This is a genomic window from Geothrix fermentans DSM 14018, assembly GCF_000428885.1.
Lineage (GTDB): Bacteria > Acidobacteriota > Holophagae > Holophagales > Holophagaceae > Geothrix > Geothrix fermentans.
Window position 1 is genome coordinate 1 of the sequence record NZ_AUAU01000029.1, and the last position, 26,247, is coordinate 26,247.

The 26,247-nt window shown below is 69.1% G+C and carries 19 protein-coding genes, 2 tRNA genes and 3 rRNA genes; 7 read left to right on the forward strand and 17 right to left on the reverse strand.

The annotated features are described in order from the left end of the window. Window positions 1-8: 8 nt before the first annotated feature. The 6 genes from rrf to G398_RS0109685 all read right to left on the reverse strand — a co-directional run bounded on the left by rrf (window position 9) and on the right by G398_RS0109685 (window position 6,695). A 5S ribosomal RNA gene (gene rrf, locus G398_RS0109660) occupies window positions 9-124 on the reverse strand. 72 nt (window positions 125-196) lie between these two features. Next, a 23S ribosomal RNA gene (locus G398_RS0109665) occupies window positions 197-3,132 on the reverse strand. A 212-nt stretch (window positions 3,133-3,344) separates the two neighbouring features. Next, window positions 3,345-3,422 (reverse strand) — tRNA-Ile (locus tag G398_RS0109670). Between the two features lie 23 nt (window positions 3,423-3,445). After that, window positions 3,446-3,521, reverse strand: a tRNA-Ala gene (locus G398_RS0109675). Window positions 3,522-3,740: 219 nt separating this feature from the next. Then, window positions 3,741-5,280: ribosomal RNA gene (locus G398_RS0109680) — 16S ribosomal RNA — on the reverse strand. The 16S, 23S and 5S rRNA genes sit together here with 2 tRNA genes alongside, the layout of an rRNA operon. A 320-nt stretch (window positions 5,281-5,600) precedes the next feature. Next, window positions 5,601-6,695, reverse strand: a complete 1,095-nt coding sequence (locus G398_RS0109685) for a hypothetical protein (RefSeq protein WP_026853448.1) — start codon at window positions 6,693-6,695, stop codon at window positions 5,601-5,603. A gap of 95 nt (window positions 6,696-6,790) precedes the next feature. On the opposite strand from G398_RS0109685, the gene galU reads away from it, so the two are divergent. Then, window positions 6,791-7,663, forward strand: coding sequence for a UTP--glucose-1-phosphate uridylyltransferase GalU (galU, locus tag G398_RS0109690; RefSeq protein WP_026853449.1), 873 nt, complete (start codon window positions 6,791-6,793; stop codon window positions 7,661-7,663). Here galU and G398_RS0109695 read toward each other — a convergent pair. The 4 genes from G398_RS0109695 to mnmG form a co-directional block, all read right to left on the reverse strand. After that, window positions 7,660-9,774 (reverse strand): heavy metal translocating P-type ATPase, encoded by a 2,115-nt coding sequence (locus G398_RS0109695; protein WP_026853450.1) that lies wholly within the window; start codon window positions 9,772-9,774, stop codon window positions 7,660-7,662. The two genes, galU and G398_RS0109695, sit on opposite strands and share 4 nt — an antisense overlap. Before the next feature lie 16 nt (window positions 9,775-9,790). Beyond that, entirely contained in the window at window positions 9,791-9,997 is a 207-nt protein-coding gene (locus G398_RS0109700) for a heavy-metal-associated domain-containing protein (protein ID WP_026853451.1), read from the reverse strand. A 14-nt stretch (window positions 9,998-10,011) separates the two neighbouring features. Continuing rightward, window positions 10,012-10,500 (reverse strand): MerR family transcriptional regulator, encoded by a 489-nt coding sequence (locus G398_RS19680; RefSeq protein ID WP_052571784.1) that lies wholly within the window; start codon window positions 10,498-10,500, stop codon window positions 10,012-10,014. A gap of 75 nt (window positions 10,501-10,575) precedes the next feature. Beyond that, window positions 10,576-12,450, reverse strand: a complete 1,875-nt coding sequence (gene mnmG, locus G398_RS0109710) for a tRNA uridine-5-carboxymethylaminomethyl(34) synthesis enzyme MnmG (RefSeq protein WP_245576296.1) — start codon at window positions 12,448-12,450, stop codon at window positions 10,576-10,578. 87 nt (window positions 12,451-12,537) lie between these two features. Here mnmG and pssA point away from each other — a divergent pair, with 87 nt between their 5' ends. Continuing rightward, window positions 12,538-13,377: a CDP-diacylglycerol--serine O-phosphatidyltransferase gene (gene pssA / locus G398_RS0109715; protein WP_084512406.1), complete on the forward strand. Its 840-nt coding sequence runs from the start codon at window positions 12,538-12,540 to the stop codon at window positions 13,375-13,377. Between the two features lie 52 nt (window positions 13,378-13,429). On the opposite strand, the gene G398_RS0109720 is transcribed toward pssA, so the two are convergent. The 6 genes from G398_RS0109720 to G398_RS0109750 form a co-directional block, all read right to left on the reverse strand. Then, on the reverse strand, window positions 13,430-13,930 hold the full coding sequence (locus G398_RS0109720) for an ABC transporter substrate binding protein (protein ID WP_157492359.1): 501 nt from the start codon (window positions 13,928-13,930) through the stop codon (window positions 13,430-13,432). 77 nt (window positions 13,931-14,007) lie between these two features. Continuing rightward, window positions 14,008-15,381, reverse strand: a complete 1,374-nt coding sequence (locus G398_RS0109725) for a NupC/NupG family nucleoside CNT transporter (protein WP_026853455.1) — start codon at window positions 15,379-15,381, stop codon at window positions 14,008-14,010. Window positions 15,382-15,390: 9 nt separating this feature from the next. Next, complete coding sequence (locus tag G398_RS0109730; RefSeq protein ID WP_026853456.1) at window positions 15,391-15,747, reverse strand: roadblock/LC7 domain-containing protein; 357 nt, start codon at window positions 15,745-15,747, stop codon at window positions 15,391-15,393. An 82-nt stretch (window positions 15,748-15,829) separates the two neighbouring features. After that, the gene (locus G398_RS19685) at window positions 15,830-16,204 is read right to left on the reverse strand and encodes a DUF2752 domain-containing protein (protein ID WP_084512412.1); all 375 of its coding nucleotides are present in this window, start codon (window positions 16,202-16,204) and stop codon (window positions 15,830-15,832) included. Then, window positions 16,201-16,884: a hypothetical protein gene (locus tag G398_RS21080; protein WP_026853457.1), complete on the reverse strand. Its 684-nt coding sequence runs from the start codon at window positions 16,882-16,884 to the stop codon at window positions 16,201-16,203. The genes G398_RS19685 and G398_RS21080 overlap by 4 nt, the downstream gene beginning before the upstream one ends. Further along, a complete protein-coding gene (locus G398_RS0109750; protein ID WP_026853458.1) occupies window positions 16,884-17,564 on the reverse strand; it encodes a hypothetical protein in 681 nt (226 codons plus the stop codon). Before G398_RS0109750 ends, G398_RS21080 begins: the two co-directional genes overlap by 1 nt. An 82-nt stretch (window positions 17,565-17,646) precedes the next feature. Here G398_RS0109750 and bamD point away from each other — a divergent pair, with 82 nt between their 5' ends. The 5 genes from bamD to G398_RS21965 all read left to right on the forward strand — a co-directional run bounded on the left by bamD (window position 17,647) and on the right by G398_RS21965 (window position 25,927). After that, window positions 17,647-19,128 carry an outer membrane protein assembly factor BamD gene (gene bamD, locus G398_RS0109755; protein WP_169720641.1) on the forward strand — a complete coding sequence of 494 codons (1,482 nt, stop codon included), beginning with the start codon at window positions 17,647-17,649 and terminating at the stop codon, window positions 19,126-19,128. Between the two features lies 1 nt (window position 19,129). Next, window positions 19,130-21,166 carry a hypothetical protein gene (locus G398_RS0109760; protein WP_026853460.1) on the forward strand — a complete coding sequence of 679 codons (2,037 nt, stop codon included), beginning with the start codon at window positions 19,130-19,132 and terminating at the stop codon, window positions 21,164-21,166. A 13-nt stretch (window positions 21,167-21,179) separates the two neighbouring features. Then, entirely contained in the window at window positions 21,180-21,569 is a 390-nt protein-coding gene (locus tag G398_RS0109765; RefSeq protein ID WP_026853461.1) for a hypothetical protein, read from the forward strand. Window positions 21,570-21,632: 63 nt separating this feature from the next. Next, window positions 21,633-22,904, forward strand: a complete 1,272-nt coding sequence (locus G398_RS0109770; protein WP_084512413.1) for a 3-phosphoshikimate 1-carboxyvinyltransferase — start codon at window positions 21,633-21,635, stop codon at window positions 22,902-22,904. After that, window positions 22,898-25,927 carry a sigma 54-interacting transcriptional regulator gene (locus G398_RS21965; RefSeq protein ID WP_052571787.1) on the forward strand — a complete coding sequence of 1,010 codons (3,030 nt, stop codon included), beginning with the start codon at window positions 22,898-22,900 and terminating at the stop codon, window positions 25,925-25,927. Before G398_RS0109770 ends, G398_RS21965 begins: the two co-directional genes overlap by 7 nt. On the opposite strand, the gene G398_RS17580 is transcribed toward G398_RS21965, so the two are convergent. Further along, window positions 25,858-26,247, reverse strand: a 390-nt coding sequence (locus G398_RS17580; RefSeq protein ID WP_026853463.1) for an integrase core domain-containing protein, incomplete at its 5' end; no start/stop codon positions are given. The two genes, G398_RS21965 and G398_RS17580, sit on opposite strands and share 70 nt — an antisense overlap.

A 26,247-nucleotide genomic window follows, 5' to 3' on the forward strand; every position in this document is an offset into this window, starting at 1 on the left:
GGGATTTAACGTCGCAGCGACCTACTTTTCCACTCCTGTGAGGAGCAGTATCATCGGCCCTCCAGGTCTTAACGGCCGTGTTCGGGATGGGAACGGGTGTGACCCCTGGGGAAAAGCCGCGACGAAGGGTAGAAGGGTTGAGAAGGGTAAGGCGAAGCTCTGTCGAGCGTTCGTGGGTGATGCAATTCATTGATGAAAGGTCAAGTCTGTGGACCGATTAGTATCGCTCAGCTGAAGCCGTCACCGGCCTTGCACATGCGACCTATCAACGTGGTGGTCTACCACGGGTCTCATAGGGAGATCTCATCTTGAGGGGTGTTTCGCGCTTAGATGCTTTCAGCGCTTCTCACTTCCCGACATAGCTACCCAGCATTGCACCTGGAGGCACAACTGGAACACCAGAGGTCAGTCCATCCCGGTCCTCTCGTACTAAGGACAGGTCCTCTCAAATCTCCTGCGCCCACACTAGATAGGGACCGAACTGTCTCGCGACGTTCTGAACCCAACTCACGTACCACTATTGATCGGCGAACAGCCGAACCCTTGGGACCTGCTTCAGCCCCAGGATGTGATGAGTCGACATCGAGGTGCCAAACCTTGCCGTCGATATGAACTCTTGGGCAAGATCAGCCTGTTATCCCCGGCGTACCTTTTATCCGTTGAGCGATGGCCCTTCCATTCGGGACCACCGGATCACTATAACCTGCTTTCGCACCTGCTCGTCGTGTCTGACTCGCAGTCAAGCTCCCTTATACTATTGCGCTCTGCGGCTGATTTCCAAACAGCCTGAGGGAACCTTCGTACGCCTCCGTTACGCTTTAGGAGGCGACCGCCCCAGTCAAACTACCCGCCTGACATTGTCTTCCACCCGGATCACGGGTGCGAGTTAGAGATCAGCGTTAAACAGGGTGGTATCTCAACGTCGGCTCCACCGACCCTAACGAGCCAGTTTCATAGCCTCCCACCTATCCTGCACAGTCCAACGCCAACCTCAATGTCAAGGTGTAGTAAAGGTGCACGGGGTCTTTCCGTCTAAGTGCGGGTAACCGGCATCTTCACCGGTGCTACAAGTTCGCTGAGTCTCTGCTGGAGACAGTTCCCAGATCGTTACACCATTCGTGCAGGTCGGAACTTACCCGACAAGGAATTTCGCTACCTTAGGACCGTTATAGTTACGGCCGCCGTTCACCGGGGCTTAAATTCGCAGCTTCGCTTGCGCTGACCGCTCCTCTTGACCTTCCGGCACCGGGCAGGTGTCAGCCCCTATACCTCCTCTTTGGAGTTTGCAGAGACCTGTGTTTTTGTTAAACAGTCGCCTGGGACATTTATGTGCCACCACCTCGGGCTATGAACCCTACCGTGGTACCCCTTCTCCCGAAGTTACGGGGTTAATTTGCCGAGTTCCTTCAGCAGAGTTCTCTCAAACGCCTGAGGATTCTCTCCTCGACTACCTGTGTCGGTTTGCGGTACGGACACAAGCACCTCTCCTTAGCAGCTTTTCTCGGCAGTGTAGGATCAGGACTTTTCGTCAGATACCTTGGGCTCGCGGCGCCCGGACTTCCCTAAGCGCCACCCTTGATACCTTTCGCAGGACATTCCATAGCCCTGCGTCCCTACCTTCCTGCGTCCCTGCATCGTGCAAACGAGATGCTCATGGTGCTGGAATATTAACCAGCCTTCCATCGCCTACGCCTTTCGGCCTCAGCTTAGGGTCCGACTAACCCAACGCGGATTGACCTTGCGTTGGAAACCTTAGTCTTACGGCGGACGGGGTTCTCGCCCGTCTTTACGCTACTTATGCCGACAGAGTCTCTTCCCATGTCTCCAGCTGTCCTTACGGTCAACCTTCACAGACGTAGGGAATGCTCCCCTACCACTTACGTTCGCAGCTTCGGTAACATGCTTTAGCCCCGTTGAATTGTCGGCACAGACCCGCTTGACCAGTGAGCTATTACGCTTTCTTTAAAGGATAGCTGCTTCTAAGCTAACCTCCTGGCTGTCTAAGCACATCCACATCCTTTTCCACTTAGCATGTATTTTGGGACCTTAGCTGGCGATCTGGGTTCTTTCCCTCTCGACTACGGATCTTATCACCCGCAGTCTGACTGCCGGACTTCACGGCGTGCCATTCGAAGATTGGTTGGATTCAGTAAGCTGGTAAGCCCCCTAGTCCATTCAGGTCTCTACCTGCACGACGAAACATCCGACGCTAGCCCTAAAGCTATTTCGGGGAGAACGAGCTATCACGGAATTTGATTGGCCTTTCACCCCTATCCTCAACTCATCCAAGCGGTTTTCAACCCACACTGGTTCGGACCTCCATCCGGTGTCACCCGGACTTCATCCTGGTCAAGGATAGATCATCCCGTTTCGCGTCTATTTCCAGCGACTTCCGCCCTATTCAGACTCGGTTTCCCTGCGGCTTCGCCTCCTCGGCTTCGCCTCGCCACTGAAAATAACTAGCCGGCTCATTATGCAAAAGGCACGCGGTTCCACTGGTAAACCATAGTGGTTCCACTGCTTGTAGATTGACGGTTTCAGGTTCTATTTCACTCCCCTCATCGGGGTTCTTTTCGCCTTTCCCTCACGGTACTGGTTCACTATCGGTCAGATGAACATATTTAGCCTTACCGCATGGTCGCGGCAAATTCTGTCAAGGTTTCTCGTGCCCCGACATACTTGGGAACTCCACTCAGAGTCCGATCGGCTTTCGCGTAAGGGGCTATCACCCTGTCTCGCCGGCCTTTCCATGCCGTTCCGCTAACCGTCGGTTTTGTAACTCTGTGCCAGAGGGCAGCTCTGGCCTGCGGGTCCCACGACCCCCCCTACGCAACGCCTGCCGCTTACACGTAGGAGGTTTGGGCTCCTCCGGTTTCGCTCGCCGCTACTACCGGAATCACTGTTGTTTTCTGTTCCTGTGGGTACTGAGATGGTTCACTTCCCCACGTTCGCCTCTCCAAGCCTATGAATTCAGCTAAGAGATTCCTGAGCTTTCACCCAGGAGGGTTTCCCCATTCGGACATTCCCGGATCACCGTTCGCGTGCAACTCCCCGAGACTTTTCGCAGCTTACCACGTCCTTCATCGCTGTCATCTGCCAAGGCATCCACCGTCAACCCTTTGTAACTTGGCCTTCCATCAATGAATTACATTGACTTCAGACCCACGAGAGTTGTTGATTCGCTAAACTTGCCTCGCCTTAAGCCCACAGCGTCACTTCAACGCCATGGATCACCCTTCTCTATTCCTTCTATTTGATTGTCAATCAGCCCCGTCTTTCGACCCGCCCCTCGAGGCGGCTTTGAGCTGGATTCAAATCCCGCAGGATCTCAACTCAACTCAAATTGGTGGGCCTAGGTGGATTCGAACCACCGACCTCACGCTTATCAGGCGTGCGCTCTAACCAGACTGAGCTATAGGCCCCAGTTGCATGCACCACCAGGCGCTGGTGGACCCGACCGGGATCGAACCGACGACCTCCTGGATGCAAACCAGGCGCTCTCCCAGCTGAGCTACGGGCCCGCGAATCCGATGTGGGTCACGAGACACAGCGCGGTGCGCTGTGGCGAGTGGGGCCCCACACGGATGAGCATAACGCCCACAGAACCAACGATGACCACCCGTTGCCAGGCCCTCATCGCAGCACGCTCGTCAAAGACTTGCTCGAGCGTCTTTAAAAACCGGATAGAAATTCGATCGGAAGCGTTGACCTATGCCATTCCGTAGAACGGCTCTCCTTAGAAAGGAGGTGATCCAGCCACAGGTTCTCCTACAGCTACCTTGTTACGACTTCACCCCAATCACCAAGTTCACCATTGAGACCTAGCCCCCTTGCGGGTTACCACAGCCTCTTCAAGTGCTCCCGGCTTTCGTGATGTGACGGGCGGTGTGTACAAGGCCCGGGAACGTATTCACCGTATCATTCTGATACACGATTACTAGCGATTCCACCTTCATGTAGTCGGGTTGCAGACTACAATCCGAACTGAGGACGACTTTCTCCGATTAGCTCCATCTCGCGACTTTGCAACGGTTTGTATCGCCCATTGTAGCACGTGTGTAGCCCTGGACATAAGGGCCATGAGGACTTGACATCATCCCCACCTTCCTCCCGGTTAACCCGGGCAGTCCCCGTAGAGTTCCCGCCATGACGCGCTGGCAACTACGGGTAAGGGTTGCGCTCGTTGCGGGACTTAACCCAACATCTCACGACACGAGCTGACGACAGCCATGCAGCACCTCTGCAGCAGTTCTTGCGAAAAGGCACATCTCTGCACCGGTCCACTGCAGTTCAAGCCCAGGTAAGGTTCTTCGCGTTGCGTCGAATTAAACCACATGCTCCACCGCTTGTGCGGGCCCCCGTCAATTCCTTTGAGTTTCAGCCTTGCGACCGTACTCCCCAGGCGGAACACTTAACGCGTTAGCTCCGGCACGGAAGGGGTCAACTCCCTCCACACCAAGTGTTCATCGTTTACAGCGTGGACTACCAGGGTATCTAATCCTGTTTGCTACCCACACTTTCGCGCCTCAGCGTCAGTTACTGTCCAGGTGGCCGCCTTCGCCACTGGTGTTCCTCCTCATCTCTACGCATTTCACCGCTACACGAGGAATTCCACCACCCTCTCCAGTACTCTAGCCTTCCAGTCTCAGATGCAGTTCCCAAGTTGAGCTCGGGGATTACACATCTGACTTAAAAAACCGCCTACGCGCCCTTTACGCCCAATAATTCCGAATAACGCTTGCCCCCTCTGTATTACCGCGGCTGCTGGCACAGAGTTAGCCGGGGCTTCCTCTCCAGGTACCGTCAAGTAACACGATTATTAGTCGTGCCACCTTCGTCCCTGACGACAGGGTTTTACAGTCCGAAGACCTTCATCACCCACGCGGCGTTGCTGCGTCAGACTCTCGTCCATTGCGCAAAATTCCCCACTGCTGCCTCCCGTAGGAGTCTGGACCGTGTCTCAGTTCCAGTGTGGCCGATCACCCTCTCAGGCCGGCTACTGATCGTCGCCTTGGTGGGCCATTACCCCGCCAACTAGCTAATCAGACGCAGGATCCTCTCCTTGCCCCAGGCCTTGCGGTCCCCAGGTTTCACCTCCAGCATCCCAGCCGAAGGTCTCATGCGGTATTACCACTCCTTTCGGAGCGTTATTCCCCACAAAGAGGTAGATTCCCCACGCGTTACTCACCCGTCTGCCATGCACCTTGCGGCACATCCGACTTGCATGTGTTAGGCACGCCGCCAGCGTTCATTCTGAGCCAGGATCAAACTCTCAAGTTTAATATTCCTGAACTCTTCACCCTCGGGTTCCCCCTCGGGCCAATGTTCTGGTCGTATTTCTCTGAATTCCACGATCCGTCCTAGAACGTCCCGCGGAACCCTCAAAGGCTTCCTATCTTCTATCCGGTTTTCAAAGACGCCCACCGCGCTTCCGCACGGCCTGAAGTTGCCTCGCGAGTTCCCTCGCCGCCCCTTCCAGCACCTCGCAGCCTCAACTGCGCAGGACGTTTAGATTACCAGGGGAGCGCATCGGCGCAAGCGGAAATTTTTCAGGAGGGCCGCGCCAATGTTGCATCTCTGGGGAAAACCCCAGGTGGCGCCTAGGAAATCCCCAGTTTCAGCAGGGTCCGCCGCTTGCCGGATTCCACCGCAGGCTGGTCGAAGGGATCCACCTCCAGCGCCATGCCGCAGAGCCCCACCACCAGCTGCCAGGCCATGAGGAAGGCCCCCAGCGAGGCCTCATCCAGTGTTTCCAGGTGCCAATGCACCACGGAGATCCCCGCGCCTTCGAGCGCCTCGCGCGTCCCTTCCGCCTGGGCCCTGAGGATGTCCTCACCGCCCCAGCGGCCCAGGCCCGGAAAGGGGCACTGCGGCGGCGGATCGGAAGGCTCGACCGCATGGTCGTGGCCCACGGTCACCAGCACCACGCCCACGTTGCGCGGGCCATCCAGCCACCGCTGGAGCTGCGCGTGCTGGTCCTGGGGCCCGATGGCGCGGATGGGCGTGAGGCCCCGCCGGCTGCCATCCGCCGCCTGCTTGCCCAGGCTCTCCGCCACCAGCTGCACCCACCAGGCGCCCACGGTCTCGAGGCGAGTGGCGTAGGGCAGCAGCACCCACTGGTCCGTGCCGCGCAGGAAGCCGCCGGAAAAGGCCCGCACCATATCCCACACGCGGGTACCCCAGAGGCCGCGTCCCTGCTCGGTCTGCGCCACCACCTCGCGAGCGCCCGCGAGGAACCGGCAGGGGTCCAGCCCCGCCCAGCGCAGCGGCAAGGCGCCGATGGCCGTGAAGGCCGAGTAGCGCCCGCCCACCCGCTCCGGAATCGGCAGCAGCGTCCATCCCTCGGCTCGCGCCAGCTGGGCCAGCGGGTTCTGGTCATCCTGCGTGATCGCCACCGGAGCCTGGCGCCACCGGCCCCAGCCGGCCTGGGCCCGCAGCCGCCCGATCCAGGTCCAGAGCTCCAGGGTGCGCCCGCTCTTGGAGGCGAAGACCAGCTGATCCTCGGGCTCCAGCCTCAGGCCGTTGCATTCCGGCGAGGCCAGCGGCTGCCAGCGATGGCGCAGGGAGGCGCCGGCCAGGGCATGGATGAGCGCGTCCGCCGGCAGCAGGGAGCCGCCGATCCCGCACCAGAGCAGCCGGCCCGGCGCCAGTGCCGGCGGAAGCGCCACATCCTCCGCGCCGAGCCATCCCGACATCGGATGTCCAACCATCCGCTGCCACAAATCCCTTGAGTCCATTCCGGATTCTCCCATTCCAGCCATCTTAGGCCATCATGACCTCCGGAGCCGCCATGAAGACCCTGCGCAAAGCCGTCATCCCCGTCGCCGGCCTCGGCACCCGGTTCCTGCCCGCCACCAAGGCCCAGCCCAAGGAGATGCTGCCCCTCGTGGACACCCCCGTGATCCAGTACGTGGTGGAGGAGGCCATCCGCGCCGGCGTGGAGAGCCTCGTGCTGGTCACCGGCCGCGGGAAGGGCGCCATCGAGAACCACTTCGACGTGGCCTACGAGCTGGAAGACACGCTGCGCCGGCGGGGCAAGCAGGAGGACCTCGACCTGGTGCGCGACATCACGCACCTGGCGCAGTTCGCCTACGTGCGCCAGGGCGAGCCCCTGGGCCTCGGGCACGCGGTGCTCTGCGCCCGCCACGCCGTGGGCGACGAACCCTTCGCCCTGCTCCTCGGCGATGACGTCTTCGACGAGCGGGACTCGGCGCTGGATGCCCTCATCAGCGCCTACCGCGCCACGGGCAAGTCCGTCGTGGGCGTCCAGGAGGTCCCGCGCGACCACGTCTCCCGCTACGGCATCGTCAGTGGCCCCGTCGACCTCGAGCCCGTGTGGGATGTGACAGCGATTGTCGAAAAACCCCAACCCGCGGACGCCCCCAGCCGCTGGGCCGTGGTGGGACGGTACGTGCTGGAACCCCGCGTGTTCGAGCACCTTGCGGCCCTCCAGCCCGGCGTGGGCGGCGAGTACCAGCTCACAGACGCCCTGGCCATCCTGGCCAAGGAGGGCCGGCTGGTGGCCGCGCCCATCCCCGCCAAGCGCTTCGACACGGGCAACAAGCTGGACTACCTGAAGGCCAACGTGGAGTTCGCCCTCAAACGGGATGACCTGAAGGACGAGTTCTCCGCCTACCTCAAGAACCTGGCGGAATCCCTCTAGCGCCGCAGCCGCAGCGCGTTCAGCACCACCGTGAGCGAGCTGAGCCCCATGGCCAGCCCAGCGAGCATGGGACCACCGAAGCGCTCCAGCTGGCCGAAGGCCGCCAGGGGCACCAGCACCAGGTTGTAGCCGAAGGCCCAGCCCAGGTTCTGGCGGATGATCCGATGGGTCCGCAGGGCCAGCCGCCGGGCCGCGAGGATGGGCTCCAGCCCCGGGCGCAGCAGTGCCAGCGGCGCGGCGGCCATGGCCGCGCCCGTGCCCTGGTCCCCGGCTCCGGACCCCATGGCGATGCCGCAGTCCGCCTGGGCCAAGGCCGGGGCGTCGTTGACACCGTCGCCCACGAAGCCGACCACGGCGCCCTGGCCCTGGAGAGCCTGGATGCGGGTGAGCTTGTCCTCCGGCCGCAGCCCCGCGAACACTGATCCGATGCCCACGGCCCCGGCCATGCGCTGGGCGGGCTCCGGGCGGTCTCCCGTGAGCAGGTGAAGGCGCAGGCCCTGCCGCTTCAGCTGGCCGACCACCGTCGCGCTCTCCGCCCGCAGGCGGTCGCCCAGTACGAACACACCTTTCAGGCCCGCTTCGTCCGCCAGGCCCACGGCGATGCCATCCTCGTCCACTTCGGGGAAGGCCGCGCCCAGGAAGGCGGCGCTGCCCAGGCGCCAGGTGGTGCCGTCGATCCCGCCGCTGACGCCGCCGCCCGGGTGGGCCCGGAAGGCCGTCACGGGCCTGAGGGTGCCCGGGTGGGCAGCCACCAGGCCCCGGGCGATGGGGTGCTCCGAGTCGCGCTCCAGGCTGGCGGCGAGGGCCAGGAGCTCGGCCTCGGGCAGGTTCGAAGTGGCCAGGGTCCGCCGCAGGCGCGGCCTCCCCTCCGTGATCGTCCCGGTCTTGTCGAAGGCCAGGTCCGTGGCCTGGCCCAGGGCTTCCAGGGCCGCGGCGTCGCGGACCAGCACGCCCTTCCGCGCGGCGGAGCCGAGGCCGACCATCACGGCCACGGGCGTGGCGAGACCGAGGGCGCAGGGGCAGGCGATCACCAGCAGGGTCACCGCCGGCCGCCAGGCATGGGCCAGGCTGCCCGTGGCCAGCCACCAGCCCGCCAGGGTCAGCAGGGCCAAGGCGAGGATGGCTGGCACGAAGACAGCGCTGATGCGGTCCGCCAGGTCCTGGGCCGGGGCCTTGGAGCCCTGGGCCTGGGCCACCAGCTGGGCCATGCGGGCCAGCTGGGTCTGGGCGCCCACGGCCTGGATCTCCATCTCCAGGGCGGAGCCGTGCACCACGGTCCCCGCCACCAGGCTTTCGCCCGTGCCCTTGGGTACGGGCAGGGGCTCGCCCGTGAGCATGGACTCGTCCACCTCCGCCTGGCCGGCCGTCACGCGGCCGTCCGCCGGTACCGCATGGCCGGGCAGGACGCGCACGCGGTCGCCGGGGCGCAGGTCCGCCACGGGGACCTCGGTTACGGACCCATCGGGTGCCAGGCGCAGGGCCGTGGGCGGCGCCAGGGCGAGCAGTTCCTTCAGGGCGTCCGTGGCCTTGGACTTGGCCCGGCTCTCCAGGTACTTGCCCGTGAGCAGGAAGGCCACCAGCGCGGCGGCCGTCTCGAAGCTGAGGTGGTGGACGCCGTTCAGCCACTCGACGACGGCGAAGACCCAGGCCACCCCGGCCCCCAGGGCGATGAGCGTATCCATGGAGGCCTGGCCGTGCCGCGCCTGGCGGGCCGCCCGGCGGAAGAAACCCCAGCCGGCCCAGAAGACCACCGGCGCCGACAGCAGCGCCTGGAGCCAGCCCGGCAGGTGGAGCCCCAGGCCGGGGATCATCGCCAGGAGCAGGGGGGCCGTGAGCACCAGGGCCACGAGCATCCGGTTCCGGGCGGGAGCCGGGTCATCCTCCGCCTGCGCCACCGCCTGGTCCGGCTGGGGCCGGCCCAGCCCGTAGCCGGCCTCCTCCACCTGGGCCGCCAGGGCCTCGAAGGCCGCATCGCCCTCCACCGTCGCCGTGGCCGTGGCCAGGTTCACGGAGGCCGAGCGGACGCCGGGAGTGGAGGTCAGGGCCTTCTCCACGTGCCGCACGCAGGAGGCGCAGGTCATGCCCGCGACCGTGTAGGTCTCGCTGCTCATGGATCCTTCTCTCGGCCTAGGCCGACTTCGCCATCTGGTAGCCCGCTTCGGCGACCTTGGCGGCCAGAGTCTCGAAGGTGGCGGTTCCGGTCACCGTGGCCGTGCCGCTGGCCAGGTCCACGGCCACATCCGTGACGCCCGGGGTGGCCCGGATCGCCTTGTCCACGTGGCGGACACAGCCGCCGCAGGTCATGCCGGTCACGCGATAGGTCTGGGTGTTCATGGGTTCTCCAGGGTTCAGGCCCGCAGTTCCGTGAGGGCAGGCAGCCGCTTGGCTTCGTTGAGCAGCGTCTCCATCAGGTTGCAGCCCAGGTCGCTGCTCTGGCCATCGGGCGTGCGCAGGGTGATGCGGAGGATCTCCACCAGCAGCTGGATTTCGGCGAGCTTGCCCTCCAGGACCCGGAGCTTGCCGCCCAGGGCATCCCGCACGTGGGCGCAGGGGGCGCTGTCCTGGCGCAGGGCCCGCAGCAGCTCCTGGATCTCATCCAGGGAGAAGCCTGCGGCCTGGGAGGCCTTCAGGATCCGCACCCACTGCACGGCTTGGGGCGGGAAGAGGCGGTAGCCCTTGGGCGAGCGGGGCAGTTCGCCGAAGACGCCGGCGTCGGCGTAGAACCGCAGGTTCCGGGCCGTGAGGCCCGACCGGGCGGCCAGCTGACCGATCTTCAGCAGGCGGGTGGCCGGGGCCGAGTGGGCCGGGGCGGGGTGGAATTCAGCGACGGTCGACATGGGACCCTCCCGAAGGCAACGGTCCCAGTATAAGTCTCCAGTTACATGAAACCTCAAGGCTAAAATCACAAAAAACTATATGCGCTGATGGCGATGAAGATGCACGTGCAGCAGCGCCACCGCCGCCGGGGTGATGCCGGGGATCCGGCTGGCCTGACCCAGGGTTTCCGGGTGATGCAACCTTAATTTTTCTAACACTTCTTTCGACAACCCGTGCAGGTGCTCGATGCGGAAGTCGGCCGGGATCCGCACGTGGTCCCAGGCCCGGTGGCCCTCCAGCAGCCGCGCCTCCCGCTCCCGGTAGGGGGCGTAGCGGAGGTCGAAGAGCAGCAGGTCCCGCTCCCAGGCGGGATTCCATCCGGCCTGGGGCTCTGCCCATCCCTCCAGGAGGGCCAGGCACGCGTCGGCCTCGGCCGGTCCCATGTGCTGGCGCCGCAGCAGGTCCGCCAAGCTCAGGCCCGCGTCCAGGCGCAGCCCGGCGGCGGCGGCGATGGGCCCGAAGGGACTGGTCTGGGTCGCCCAGGCGGCCTCGCACTGGGTCCGCAGCCGCTCCCGCCGCTCGACCCGGGCCTCCACCGAGGCCAGCTCCGCGTCCGAGAGGGCCCCCACCTCCCGGGCGACGGGCAGCAGGCGGGCGTCCGCCACATCGCAGGCCAGGCCCAGCCGGTGCTCGGCCCGGGCCGTGAGCATGCGGTACGGCTCGTCGGTGCCCTTGGTGACCAGGTCGTCGATCATCACGCCCAGGTAGGCCTGGTCCCGGCCCAGCACGACGGGCTCCCGGTCCCTCAGCCACCGCGCGGCGTTGATCCCCGCCAGCAGGCCCTGGCCCGCGGCCTCCTCGTAGCCCGTGGTGCCGTTGATCTGGCCCGCGAACCAGACGCCTTCGAGGGCCTCCACGGACAGGTCGCGGCGGAGCTGCAGGGGGTCGAAGCTGTCGTACTCGATGGCGTAGCCGGGCCGCAGGATCTCGGCGGCCCCGAAGCCGGGCAGGCTCCGCACCATGCGCAGCTGCACGTCGGGCGGCATGGAGGTGGAGAGGCCCGCCAGGTAGATCTCCTCCGTCTCCAGGCTCTCGGGCTCCACGAAGATCTGGTGGCGCCCCTTGTCCGGGAACTTCACGAACTTGTCCTCGATGGAGGGGCAGTAGCGCGGCCCCACACCCTCGATATGGCCGCCGTAGAGGCTCGATTTCGGCAGGTTCTCCCGCACGATGGCCTCGGTCTCGGCCGTGGTGTGGACGATGTGGCAGGGCACCTGGGGCTGGGGGATGCCCGGGCTGAAGAAGCTGAAGGGCCGGGGCGGGTCGTCGCCAGGCTGGACCTCCAGGCGGCTGAAGTCGATGCTGGCCTTCGCCAGCCGGGGACTCGTGCCCGTCTTCAGGCGGCGGTGGCGCAGGCCCAGGCTCCGCAGCTGCTCGGCCAGGTGGGTGCTGGCGGGCTCGCCGGCGCGGCCGGCCTCGATGCGCCGCTCGCCGATGAGGATGCGGCCATGGAGGAAGGTCCCACTGGTGACGACGACGGCCTCGCAGGGCAGCACGGAGCCGTCCAGCAGCTCCACCCCCCGCAGGCCCTTCGTGCCCGCGTCCCACAGCAGGGCCGCGGCGATGCCCTGGCGGAGGCGCAGGTTCGGGGTGTGCTCCAGCAGGTGCCGGGCGGCGATGCGGTACTTGACCTTGTCCGCCTGGGCCCGGGGGCCGCGCACGGCCACGCCCCGGCTCTCGTTCAGGATGCGGAAGTGGATGCCCGTGGCGTCGATGAGGCGGCCCATGGCGCCCCCCAGGGCGTCCAGCTCGCGGACCATGTGGCCCTTGCCCACGCCACCGATGCTGGGGTTGCAGCTCATCTGGCCGATCTGGTCCAGGTTCATGGTGAGGAGCGTCGTGGGCAGGCCCAGGCGGGCAGCGATGTGGGCCGCCTCGATTCCGGCATGTCCGCCGCCGATGACCACCACCTGCTTCAATCCACCCTCCGAAGGCTGTCAGGATACCCTCCCCGCCTCGGCCCCCTGCACCTGCGCGGGATGTGAGAAACTGGGGCCATGCGACCCCGTCTGAGCCCCGAGGAACGCCGCGACCGCCGGAAGCGCGCCATGCGGCGGTCCATGTTCGTACTGCCCTCCAGCATCACCATGGCCTCCATCTTCTGCGGCTTCTCCAGCGTGGTCATGTCCATCAATGCCGCGGGCGCCACGCCGGAACGCTACTTCCTCTGGGCCGCAGGCCTGCTGGTGCTGGCCGGTGTCTTCGACGGGCTGGACGGCCGGGTGGCCCGGGCCACCAACACCGCCACGGAGTTCGGCGTGCAGCTGGACAGCCTGGCGGACGTGGTGAGCTTCGGCATGGCGCCGGCCATCCTGGCCTACCGCTACGGCTTCTTCCAGCTGGGCATCCATGACTCGCACCTGCGGGCCGCGGGCTGGGCCGCCTGCTTCGTCTTCACGGCCTGCGGGGCCCTGCGCCTGGCGCGGTTCAACGTGCAGGTGGGCGCCGTGGATCCCCGCTACTTCGTGGGCCTGCCCATTCCGGCGGGAGCCGCCTGCGTGGCCTCGGTGATCATCTGGCACCCCACGCCCCCGGCCTCGGCCCTCCAGGCTTACGCCTTCGCGGCGGAGCTCTTCCTGGTGGGCCTCCTGATGGTGTCCACCATCCGCTTCCCCAGCTTCAAGAAACGGGCCGGCAGCCCCCGGGCCGCCATGCTGACCAGCCTCAGCATCGTGCTGGTCTTCGCGCTGATGATCCTCTTCCAGCAGCGGTTCTTCGTGGGCTTCTTCGCGGCCTACCTGACCCTCAGCGTGCTCCTGAACCTGGCCTGGAAGGCCGGATGGCGGGCCATCGAGCCCCCCCGCGACGGGGCCGAGGACATGGCCCACGTCCACTGAGAGGCTGATTCTAGGCCAGCCTCGAATCAGCCTCTCAGGGTCCAGCTTGCGATCAGAGGGTGATGGCTCCCGGCGGCACGGGCACGCCCACCACGGAGGCGACCTTGACGTTGGCCATCAGCTTGCCGCCGGTCCCGGGCCCGATGGCCAGGACCGCGCCCTGCTTCACGCCGGCCTCGGTGGTGGCCACCGTGGGGATCTTCTGCACCGCCATGCGCTGGATGATGAAGCTCGCCGCGGCGGTCCCGTCCCCGGCCACATGGTCGCCGGCCAGGAGCACCACCGCATCCGGCTTGCGGCCGGACAGGGCCGCGACAGCCTTGCCCATGTCCTGGGGGCCCTTCACGTCCACCACCAGCACCCGGAAGCCCTCGGCGGAGGCGGTCAAGGCCGCGACGGCCCTCTTGTTGGAGGTCGCATCGCACACCACCGCGATGGTCTTCACGCTGGGCCACGCCTTCCCCATGACGCCGATCAGGGCGTCATAGTCGCCAGCGGCAAGGCTCATCGAGACGAGAGCAGGCGCAAGCACCAAGGTCCTGAAACGGGCCATCCGAACCACCTCCAAGCCTTCCACTCTAGCCGTGGGGATCAGGTGTTGGAATATCGATTTTTTATCAAGTCTTTTTTCTAACTCAGAATCCCGGCAATGCACGCGCTGAGGAAGTTGGCCAGGGTGCCTGCCAGCATGGCCCGCAGGCCCAGGCGGGCCAGGTCCCCCCGGCGTTCGGGCACCAGGGCGCCGATGCCCCCCACCTGGATGGCGATGCTGCTGAAGTTGGCGAAGCCGCAGAGGGCGAAGGTGGACACCAGGCGGGCCTTGGTGGAGAGGTCCGTCATGGCGCCCAGGTCCAGGAAGGCCACGAACTCGTTCACCACCATGCGCTTGCCCAGCAGCGACCCCACCTGGCCCGCCTCGATCCAGGGCACGCCCATGAGGTAGGCGAAGGGCTTGAACACGGTCCCGAGCACCACCTCCAGGCTGAACCCCGGGTGGATGGCCTGCATCACGCCGTCGATCAGGTAGATGAGGGCGATGAAGGCGATGAGCATCACGGCCACGTTGAAGGCCAGCTGGCCCCCCTCGAAGGCGCCCCGCGCGGCCGCGTCCAGCACGTTGGCGTCGTGGGTGGGGATGTCCACCTTCACCTCGCCGGCGGTCTCGGGGGCCTCGGTCTCCGGCTCCAGGAGCTTGGCCATCATCACGGCGCCGGGGGCGGTCATGATCACGGCGGTGAGGAGGTGCACGATGTCCACGCGGGCCACCTGGACATAGGCCACCATGATGCTGCCGGACACGTGGGCCATGCCCGCCGTCATGATCACCATGAGCTCGCTGCGGGTCATGCGGGCCAGAAAGGGCCGGATGGTGAGGGGGGCCTCGGTCTGGCCCATGAGGATGCTGGCGGCCACGCTGACGCTCTCGGCGCCGGAGACCTTCAGGAATCGGCCCATGGCGCGGGCCGCCGCGCCCACCACCCACTGCATGACGCCGGCGTAGTAGAGCACGGCGAAGATGCTGGCCACGAAGATGATGGTGGGCAGCACGGCAAAGGCGAAGACCATGCCCACCTTGCCGCCGGGGCCGTCGGACAGGGAGCCGAAGACGAAGCTCGCGCCCTCGTGGGCGTAGGCCATGAGGTGTTCGACCACGACGCGCATCTGGTCGAAGGAGGAACCCACGAGGTTACCCCGCAGCAGGCCCAGGACGATGACCGCGAACAGGCCCCAGTTGAGGGACTTGTTCTCATACGCGGCGAAGCGGCGCAGCAGCATGGGGGTGAACATCAGCGCCAGCACCACCCAGCCCGCCCCCTTCGGGAAGGGCAGGAAGGAGAGCAGGCCGGAGATGGCCTGGCCCTTCAGCACCACCAGGGCGAAGATCCACTGGAGGCCCAGGCCCCAGGCGACGGTGCGCCAGTGGATGGCGCTGCGCTTGTGCGACAGCGCGTAGGCGATGGCCATGAAGGCCACGATTCCGGCCAGACCCATGAAGCGTCCCATCCAGGCTCCCTACAGTTCGGCGTTCAGGGCCTCGACGGCCTTCTCCATGAAGAACCGGGCCCGGCCCAGGAGGCCGTCCCGGCGCATCACCAGCACCAGGGTGCACTGCTCCTTGGCACCCATCATGAGGATCCAATGCTGCTCCGTGGCGAAGGCCACCTGCTTCACCTCGCCCCGATCGAACTCCTCCACCGCCTGCTGGAGGTGCCGCTTCACCACGTGCTGGTAGGCCCCCAGGAGCTGGAGCCCCTCGTTGGAGACCTGGATGGTGCGCGAGCAGATCGGATCCCCGTCTCGATCGTTGAAGGTCGCGGCCAGGGCCTCGGGCACCTGTTCGATCAGCTGATCCAGGAGTTGCTGGAACATGGTGGGACTCCGGTGATGCGTGCTGACAGCATGACCGGACTGGCGGCCCATGGCAAAACCCGGGCGGCCCGGTCCAGAGCGCTCAGATGCCCCGCGCCACCTGGAGGGCCCAGATCCCCGCGAGCAGGAGCCAGGCCCCGAACCGCAGGGCCCGGGAGGCGGGCAGAGCCGGATAGGGATCTCCACGCCAGGCCCGCCGGAGGTCCCAGAGGGCCGCGAGGGGCGCCCCGGCGGCCAGGAGCGCCAGGGCCGGATACCAGTGGAGGGCCTCGCCCCAGTGGCCCTGGCCCAGGGCGAGGACGCTCCGGGTGAGCCCGCAGGTGGCGCAGGCGATCCCCGTGGCCCGCTTGAAGGCGCAGCCGGGCAGGAGGTCCGCGTAGGGGGCCAGGAGGCCCGCCAGCCCGAGGCCCAGGCCCACCGCCAGCAGCCCGAGGACGATCCAGGGCACCCGCCTCACGGGCCCACCCGCAGCAGGACCAGCATCAGCCCGGCGAGGCCCAGGGCGCAGGTCCCCAGCAGGACCGCATGTACGACGGTGGCGGCCACCCCGCGCCAGGGCGCGCACCCGTGCCGGGCCGCCAGGGCGAAGCCCCGGAACAGCCAGAGGTAGCCCTCCAGGAGCACCAGGGGGAAGGCCAGGGCCGCCCCCAGGCCCGGCAGGAAGCCCAGCAGCCCGGCCAGCGTGCCCAGGGCGGCGATGCGCAGGGCCTCGGCCTCGGCCACCAGGGTGGTCTTGAAACCCCGCCTGCCCTTCAGCCCTCCCAGCAGCCACAGGCCGGCATGGTCCCAGACCGCGTGGTGGATCCAGGTGCCCAGCAGGGCGATGGGCACGCCGACCAGGAGCCAGGGCGCGATGCGCCCGAAGGCCGGCGCGGCGGGCAGGTCCCGGAACAGCTCCCAGAGCGTCTCGGGATCGGCGCCCAGCAGGCGCGACATCCACCCCGGCGGGCCCATCCGCCGCAGCTGCCCGTAGGCCTGGAGGCCCTCCCGGACCGTCAGGGCCGCGTGGGCCAGCGCCAGGGGCGTCCACAGGGCCAGCATCCGCGCCAGGGCCCGGCCCAGGGACGGGGGCGGCTCCGCAAAGGCTCCGGTGGGCCGGACCAGGGCCCGGAGGGAGGCCTCGAAGGGGACCCGCATCACTTCCTCAGGAAGAGGGTCTCGAAGTCGCGCAGCGCGATGGCATCCCCGTCCCGCTTGAGGGGGCCGTGGAAGTCCCGGGGGCTCAGGTCCGCGAACTCCCCGAAGGTGGCCACATTGCCGTTGATGTAGGCGATGAACTCGTCCTGGCGGCGCTTGATGTAGCCCCGGAAGGGCCGTGCCATGGCCCCCAGCAGGGCGGAATCCAGGGCCGTCCAGGTCTGGAGGTGGGTCTCGAAGCCGTTCTTCCCTTCCCAGTAGCGGTACGAGGTGAGCATCTTCGCCCCCACGGCGAAGGGGGTCTTCAGGCGGCCCTTCTCGGCGACGCCCTCCACCAGGTAGACCCGGTGCCCGGGCCGCTGGTAGACGAGGCGGAGGGTGCCCTTGAGGCCGTGGGCGTCATCGATGCTCCAGGCCCCATCCGGATGGATGAAGGCGTAGAAGGCCGGCACGAACTGGCAGTGGCGCCACATGGCCGAGGCCAGCCGCGGGTGGTCGAAGAGCTTCTCCATGGTGGCCAGGCGCACATGCTTGGGGGGCGTCTGCGTCTCGAAGATGAAGTCTGCGCGGCTGATGATGTCCAGGGCCTCCGCCCGGGCGGCCGGGGAGAGCTTGTCCACGAAAGCCGGGTGCTGGGCCAGGGCGCAGACGGCCAGGGGGGCGAGGAGGGCGGCGCGCATACCCAAAACGCTAGCACTTCCCCGGCGACCCCGGACCCGCCAACCGCTCGCGGCTATGCTTTTCCTCTGCCCCGAGGCCTCCATGTCGCCCGCATCCCCCTGGTCCCGCACCCCGGTCGCCCTGCTCTGCGCCCTGCCGGCCCTGGTCCAGCCGCCCGTCCGGGCCCAGGAGGCGGACCTGGCGGAGCGGCTCTACCGCAGCGGCGAGCGGGCCTACGCTGACAAGGCCTACAAGGAGGCCGTGGACACCTGGAGCCAGCTCCTCCAGTCCGCGCCCCGGAGCGAGTTCGCCCCCCGGGCCCTCCTGGCCCTGGCCCGGCACCAGATGGAGGTGGAGCACAAGCCCGAGGCGGCCATGCCCTACCTGGACCGGCTCAAGGCCGAGCACATCCGGGCGCCGGAGGCCGCGGGGGGCCTGCTGCTGCGGGGCATCCTCCTGGCGCGCCAGGCCCGCCGCCCGGCGGACCTGAAGGACGCCATGGCCGAATTCAACCGGGTCATCGACCTCTTCCCGGACTCCCCCGCCGTGCCGGAGGCCCACCATCGCCTGGGCCGGGCCTGGCGGGACCAGGGCCAGTGGGGACGGGCCCTCCAGCAGTTCGTGGCGGCTTTCCAGACCCGGCCGGACGCCCCCGTGGCGCCGAAGGCCATGCTGGAGGCCGCCGAGACCCTGGACCTCCTGGACGATCTGCCGGGCTGCCTCCGGATGCTGCAGCGGGTCCGGACCCAGGCGCCGCAGAGCCCCGAGGCCCAGGAGGCCGCCTGGCGCCTGGCCCTGCGCGTGAAGCACCGCCTCCAGAAGCCGCCCCTGGCCAACGAAGGACCCTGGCCCGCGGGCCGCGCCAAGTGGCTCAAGACACCCACCCTGCTGGCCACGGCGCCGGACGGGGACCTGCTCATCTACCAGAGCGACCTGGACCACGCCTTCCGCCTCCACGGCGGGGAGCTGTCGCCGGCCGGTCCCGCCGCCACCGGGGCCAGGGCCCTGCTCGCCTCGCCCGCCGGCGAGGTGTGGCTGCTCTCCAAGTCCGGCCTGGCCCGGGAGTCCACCCCGGCGCCCACGCCCCTGAACGGCCTCGGCGCCATCACCGGCGCGGCCCTGGACCGCTGGGGCGCCCTCTGGGTGGCAGACGCGAAGACACCGGCCCTGTCGGTCTTCGGAGCCGATGGCGCCAGCCGCATCGTGGCCTCCCCCACGGCCAACGCCCTGGCGCCCCTGCCCTCAGGCGGAGTCGTCATCGCCGCGGATGCGGACCGCAAGCTGCTCTTCCTGGACGCGGACGGCCAGCCCCGCGCCGTGGTCCCCTACGGGCGTGACCTGCCGGCCCCCTTCCGCTACGTGCTGGCCCTGGCCTCGGACGGGGCCGGGCAGGTGGCCGTCCTGGTGGACGGCGGCGACTTCGGCGAGGGCGTGCTCATCCTCGATCCCCGCGGCGCCCTGCTGCGCCAGGCCACCTTCAAGAGCCTGGGCATCAGCGGGCGCATCACCTCGCTGGCCCTGGACCGCTCCGGGGGCCTCATCCTCTGCGACCGCCGCAACGACCTCCTGTACCGGTTGAACTGACATGCGCCTCCGCCGCTTCCTCCCCCTCGCCTTCCTCCTGGGCCTCGGCCTCGGCGCCCAGGACCCCGCCCTCAAGGACACCTTCCTCCAGGCCAAGGCCCTCTGGGCCACCCAGGGGGACCGGGAGAACGCCACCACGCGCTTCGAGCAGGTGGTCGGAGCCCTGGCTCCCAGGGCCGCCACGCTGGACCCCGCCTGGACCCAGGTGCTCTGCGAGAGCTACAACTGGCTGGCCGTGCTGGACGACCGCGGCGCCCAGACCAAGGCCCGGGCCCAGGGACGCCTCCAGGCCCTCATCGACCTGGACCCGGATTTCGAGGTGGACCGCGCCCTCACCTCCCAGCGCCTGACGGCCCTCTTCGAGCGGCTGAGGGCCGAGCGCTACGCGCCCGTGCGGCTCGCCTACGCGCCCGAGGGCGGGACCCTGACCGTGGACGGCCGGGCCGGCGCGCCCCTGGGCCGCCGGTTCCTCCCCTTCGGTACGCACAAGCTCGTCTACAGCCGGCCCGGCTACGCCCCCGCCGAGGAGATCCTGGACCTCACCGCCTCCGGGGGGGGCCGGTCCGCGGAGTTCAAGCTCACCCGGGTGTCCTCCGCCGTCACCCTCTACGTGCAGCCCAGCGGTGCCGAGGTCTTCCTCGACGGAAGGAGCCTGGGCCGCACGGCGGGCCATGCGGGCGAGGAGGCGGCTCCCCTGGCCGCGCCCCTGGGACTCCGGCCCGAGGACCTCTCCGGGGCCTTCGTCATCGGGGAGCTGTCCCCGGGCAAGCATCAGCTCGAGCTGCGCGCCCCCTGCCATCGCACCCGGGTGCTCGAGATGGGCGCCGACTTGGCCACGCCCTTCGCGGACCACATCCTGGAGCCCATCCGCCTCGAAGCCTCCAGGGGCACCCTGTCCGTGAGTTCCGCCTGGCCCGGGGGCGAGCTCTTCCTCTCGGGCCAGAGCCGGGGACCCCTGCCCGTGGCCCAGCTGCCGGTCTGCTCGGGGACCTACGACCTGCTGGTGCGCTTCCCGGCCGGCGGGTTCTCCCAGCGCATCACCATCGCCGAAGGCAAGGCCCTCGCCCTGGAGGCCCGGCCCAAGCCCCGCATCGCGTTCCTGGGGATGGAGGGCGAGGTGGACTTCACCGGCAGGTCCCGCCTCCTCGCCCAGCTGGAGGCCCTGGGCGGCCGGCTCCACCAGCTGGCCTACCTGCCGGCCAGGCCCGGGGAGGCTCCGAAGGACGCTCTGGCGCGAGTACGGACCTCCCGCGAGGCCGAGCTCATCCTCCTGGCCACGCCGATCCAGGATCGGGTGATCCATCGGGTGGAGCTGCTGGTGGCCACCCTCGAGGGCGAGGAGGAACGCCTGGTGGTGAAGCCCCTGGAGGAGGATCCGCTCGGTCCCCTGGCGGCCCGCCTCGACGCCATGCCGTCCCTCCGCGAGCCCGGCCTGGGCCTCTCCCTCCTGGACGTCCCCGGCGAGCCGGGTCCCTGGGTGCTGTCGGCCTCGGAGGCGGCGCGGAAGGCGGGCATCCAGGTGGGCAAGCCCCTGCTCCAGCTCGACGGGAAGCCCGTGTCCTCCGTGGCGGCCCTGCGCCGGGCCCTGGAGGGCGCCAAGGCCACCGTCACCCTGAGCCAGGGCGGCGCTCCGGTGGCCCTGCCGGTCCAGGCGGAGGCCCTGGAGATCCCCGTGGGCGCCTCGAACCTCTGCCACCCCGCCGTGCTCGCCCACCTGCGGCTCCTCCAGGCGGGGGCCCAGGGCGACGAGGCCGGCCTCGTGCGCCTGAACATGGGCCTGGCCCTCATGCACGCCCACCGCTACGACAAGGCCATCGGGCAGCTGCGGGACGCCCATCTCGGCTCCGCCGCGGGCGTGGGCCAGGGCACCCTGGACTACCGCACGGGCCTCTGCTTCCTCCACCTCGGGAGCGCCTACCGCACCGAAGCGATCCAGGCATTCGAACAGGCATTGAAGTATCCTCAGGCAACCCTGCTCGGTCCCGATGGCCCCCTCATCGCCCCCCTGGCCCGGCAGGCGCTCGACGACCTGAAGTGACCCGGAGGTCCCCATGAAGCACCAGCGCGGCGAAGGCAAGATCGGCTGCATCGTCTCCCTGCTCGTATTCGGCGCCCTGGCGGCGGCGGCCTACAAGGCCGGCCCCGTCTACTACGGGAACAGCGAGCTGGTGGACGCCTGCGACTTCATCGCCAGCAGCGCCGCCAAGAAGCCCATCGAGACCGTCGAGCGGGAAGTCCGGGACAAGGCCAAGGAGCTGGGCATCCGCGAGGCGATCGTCGACCGGAACGCCATCCGCGTCTCCAAAGCCGGCGAGGGCGAGGCCGGAACCTGCACCATCACCCTGCGGTACAAGCGGGTCATCGACTTCTACGGCGTCTACCAGCTGACGGTGGAGACCAACAAGAAGATCTCCAAACCCATCTTCGAGAACATCGGCTAGGCCGGGTCTAGGCCGGGGCCAGACCGGGCTTGCGGCAGGGGGCTTACCAAGGCACCCTGCCTTATGTCCCTGTCACTTCCTGAAGACACCTCCCTGCCCCGGGGAGCGGCGCTGCACCCGGTCCGCGTGCCCGGCTCGAAGTCCGTCACCAACCGGGCCCTGCTGCTGGCCGCCGTCGCCCCGGGCCGGAGCCGGTTCCGCGGCGGGCTGGAGGCCGAGGACACCCGCTGGATGCGCCGGGCCCTGGCGGGGCTGGGGCTGGAGGTTCAGGAGGAGGAGGGCACCTGGACCATCGCCGGCGGCGGCCGGCCCCGGGCCGCGGCGCCCCTCTGGCTCGGCGCCTCGGGCACCACCCTGCGCTTCCTCCTGCCCTGGCTGGCCCTGAAGGCCGAGGGGCCCGTGCGCCTGGAGGGCGATCCGCGGCTCTTCGAGCGCCCCCTCGGTCCCCTGCTGGCGCCACTGGAGGCCCTGGGCGCCACCTGGGAACCCGATGCGAAGGGTGCCTGGCTGCGCCCCGCGGCGCGCGCGCCGGAGCGGCTGGACCTGGCGGTGGACGCCCGCCTCAGCAGCCAGTTCCTCACGGGCCTGGCCCTGACCGCCGCGGCCCTGCCCGGCGGCGGCACCCTTCACTGGGCCGAGGTGGCCAGCCCCAGCTACCTGGCCCTCACCACCCAGTGGCTCCGCCGCTTCGGCTGCGAGGCCCGGCTGGAGCCAGGCCGGTGGGACATCCCCGGCGGCGCCCTGGCCCCGCGGGACCTCGACCTGCCCGGGGATTGGAGCGGAGCCGCGGCCTTCCTGGCCGCCGCCGCCGTGACGGGCCGATCCCTCCGGCTGGCACCCCTGGACCCCGAGGACGCCCAGGGCGATCGCACCATGGTGGCCATCCTCGAGGCGGGAGGCTGCCGCGCCCGCTGGACCGGGACCCAGGAACTGGAGCTGGCGGGCCCCCTCCAGCGGGGCCTGGACTGGGACCTCACGGACTGCCCGGACCTGGGCCCCGTGCTGGCGGCGCTGACGGCCCTGGCCCCGGGGCCTTCCGAGCTGCGCGGGCTCCACACCCTGCCCCTCAAGGAGTGCGACCGCCTGGACGCCTCGGCGGAGCTGGTGCGCTGGCTGGGCGGATCCGCGGAGGTGATCGGCGGCCACACCCTGCGCGTCCAGCCCGGCCCGAGACCCGGCCCCCGTCCCCCCTTCAATCCCCGGAACGACCACCGCATGGCCTTCGCCGCCGCCGTGGGAGGGCTGCGCTGCGGCGGAGAGGTCCTCGACCCCCACTGCGTGGCCAAGACCTTCCCCGATTTCTGGGACGTCTGGCGCGGGATGCTCGGGTGCTGAACGCCCCCTGGCTGGGCGCCTGGAAGGCCCCCTGGGGCCTGGACCGGGGCCGCCGCTGGGGGGATGTCCCCTGGGCCCTGGCGGCCATCAGCCAGGCCTGGATGCTCGGAGGCAGGGAGGGGGCTTGGCCCCGGCTGACCCAGACGGCCCGGCGGCCCCAGGGTCCCCAGGTGATGGAGCCGCCCACCGCCTTCGGGCCCCGCCCCGATCCCGCCTGGGTGGCGCTCCTGCGTCACGGCAGCCCCGCGGTGCCTGCCGCCCAGCGGGGCCCCCGGGAGGACGAGCTGCTGGCCTGGGCCTGGGAGGCCCTGCTGGAGGGCGACGGCGAGCCCTGGATGGCCGCGGGCGCCGTGCTCCTGGATCGCGCCCAGCGCCTGCGCTGGATCGCGCCGCTGGGCGCCGTGGACGAGGCCGGCACCCTGCACCTGCCGCCCTTCCTGGAGCTGCTGGTCCCTTCCGCCCTCCGCCAGCTCCCCCCCAGCTGGTGGGCCTTCCTGCTCCGCAGCCAGGACGCGGAGGGTCGCCTGCTGCCGGAGGGCTCCCTGGATCCGGCCCTACCCTGGCCCGCCCTCCAGGCCCATGCGGAGCCCCTGGCCCTGGAGGCCCTGCCCCCGGAGCTGGCCCCCCATCGTGGCGCGCCCTGGCTGGTGGAGCGGGAAGGCCGATGGGTGCTGGACCCCCGTCTGCGGGCCTGGGCACGGGGCTGGGGCGCCTCGCCCGGGGGATTCGACCCCCTCGCGCCGGGCGGCCTGGCTGGCGGCAGAGCCCCGGAACCGGCGCTGGCGGCCTTCCTGGACCTCCGGCAGGCGGAAGGCCATCCCCAAGGTTGGGGCGAAGCCCTGGAGGCGGACATCCGGGAGGCCCTCCACCGCCCGTCCCCGCCGCCCCCCTCGGGTCATCCCACCTGGGACCGGATCCGCGTGCGCTGGGGCGGAGAGGCGGCCCCGCCGGTGCCGGGCTACCCGGACTGGGGCGCCCGGGCCCACCCCTGCGCCGATCCCTTCCACTGGATGGCCGAGGGCCTGCGGGCGGACCGGGCCTGTGATCCCGAGGGCTCCCTGCGGGCCTTCACCCTGGCCCACGCCCACTTCGCCCGGCTGGGCGCATCGGGCTGGGCGGAGCGGGCGGCCTCCAACGCGGCCCACTTGGCCCTCAAGTGGGCGGACCTGCCCGCCCACGCCCGCTGGAGCGCCCTGCGCGGCCCCCTGCCGCCGCCCTGGCAGGACCTGGAGGAGGCCCAGCTGGCGGAGGTGAACCTGGAGCCGGAGGCGGCCCTCGCCCGGATCCGCCGCCTGGTGGAGGCCCACCCCGACTTCCCCGCGGGGTGGGGCCTGCTGGCCCTGCACGGGGCGGACCGGGAGCGCTGGGATCTGGTCCGCGAGGCTCTGCCCCAGGTGCGGACTCACCCCTACGCCCGCTTCCTGGAAGCCGCCCTGGGCCCGCTGACGGAGCCTCCGCCGGCGGACGCGGATCCCGAGACCCGCCTCAGCTGGGCGGCCCACCGCCTCTTCCGGGGCACCGGGGACCCAGAGGTCTTCTGGGCGGCCTGGCGGGGCTGTCCCACCCAGATCATGCGGCTGGAGCTGGGCCTGCAGGTGCTGGAGCGGCGGCCTGACCTCCGTCGGGCCGAGTCCCTCCTGGCCCTCCAGGCCATCGCCGAGCGGGCCCAGTCGCCCCGCCACCTAGGTCGCCTGGCCATCCTCTGGCCCGAGCTGGAGACGGCACCCGCCCTGGACCCGACCGCCTTGCTGGACCGCTGGCTGGCCCAGCGGTCCACGCCCACCTGGCTGGCCTGGGGAGAGGGTCCCGGGACCCGAGTCCTCGGCGCGGGAGCCCCTCCGCCCGAGGGCGCCCTGAGCCGCCTGGCCCGGGAGGGGGCCCTGGCGGCGTTCCGCCACGACGGCTGGGTCTGGCGGGGCCATCCCCTGACCTGGGAGGGCTGCCCCGTGGGGGCCGTCCTGCTGGCCCAGGCGCCGGACGCGCCGCCCGAGCCCCCGGTGGAGCCGCTGCTGCTGGCCCCCTGGGTGGCCCGGCTCCAGGAGGCCCGACCGCCGGAGCCTCCCGGGGACGGGGGCCTCCTGCTGACGGACGGCAGCGAGCCCATGGCCTCGGTCCTGCGGGAGCTGGACCGCGTGGCCGCCTCGGACCTGCCGGTGCTGATCCTCGGCGCCACGGGCACGGGCAAGGAGCTGGCGGCGAGGGAACTCCACCGGCGCTCGGGCCGCTCCGGCCCCCTGGTGGCCGTGAACTGCTCGGCCTTCGCCGAGGGCCTGCTGGAATCCGAGCTCTTCGGCCACGTGAAAGGGGCCTTCACCGGCGCGGACCGCGACCGGCGGGGCGCCATCGAGGCGGCGCGGGGCGGAACGCTCTTCCTCGATGAGGTGGCGGACCTCTCGCCCCGCCTCCAGTCCCTGCTGCTGCGGGTGCTCCAGGAGCGCGAGATCCGCCGGGTGGGCTCCGACCAATCCATCCGCGTGGATGTGCGCTTCGCCGCCGCCACTCACCGGGACGTGGAGGAGCTGGCCGCCACCGGCGCCTTCCGCCGGGACCTGCTCTTCCGCCTCCAGGGCGCCGTGCTGCGCCTGCCCCCCCTGGCCGCCCGCCGCCACGAGTTCCCCTTCCTCGTACCCCGCCTGGTGGTAAAGGCCGCGGCCGCGGCGAAGCGGCCCGTGCCCGCCCTGGCGCCGGGCCTGCCCCAGGCCCTGGCCCGCCTCGCCTGGCCCGGCAACGTGCGCGAGCTGCTGCACGCCCTGGAGCGGGCGATCCTCCGCTGCGAGGGCGGCACCCTGCGCTCCGCCCACCTGCCGGAGCTGGACGCCCCGGCCCTCCAGGCGCGCACCTGGGAGGACGCCACCCGCACCTTCCAGCGGCGACTGCTGCTGGAGACCCTCCAGGCCTGCGGCCACCGCGTGGCCGAGGCTGCCGAGGCCCTGGGCCTGGCCCGTCCCGCCCTCTACGCCACCGCCCGGCGCCTGGGTGTGGACCTGGTGGCCGAGCGGAGCCGCAGCCGGAGCCGGGAGTAGATGTCGCGGCCAAGGACGTTGTTCAGCTTTTGAGCGGGGGCGAGACCGCCGAGGGCTGAGTGGGACCTGTGGTGATTGTAGTGGTGGAGCCAGGCTTTGAGGGCTTGGCTCCGCTGTTCTGAGGATTGGTAGGCCAGGCGGTAGGCCCACTCGCGAAGGGCTGTCTGGATGAACCGTTCGGCCTTGCCGTTGGTCTGAGGGCGGTAAGGCCGGGTGAAGCTGTGCCGGATGTCTTGGGCCTCGCAGACAGCTTGGACCAGCTTCGAGTGGTAGCACATGCCGTTGTCGGTGAGGATGCGCTGAACCCGGACGCCCTGGCT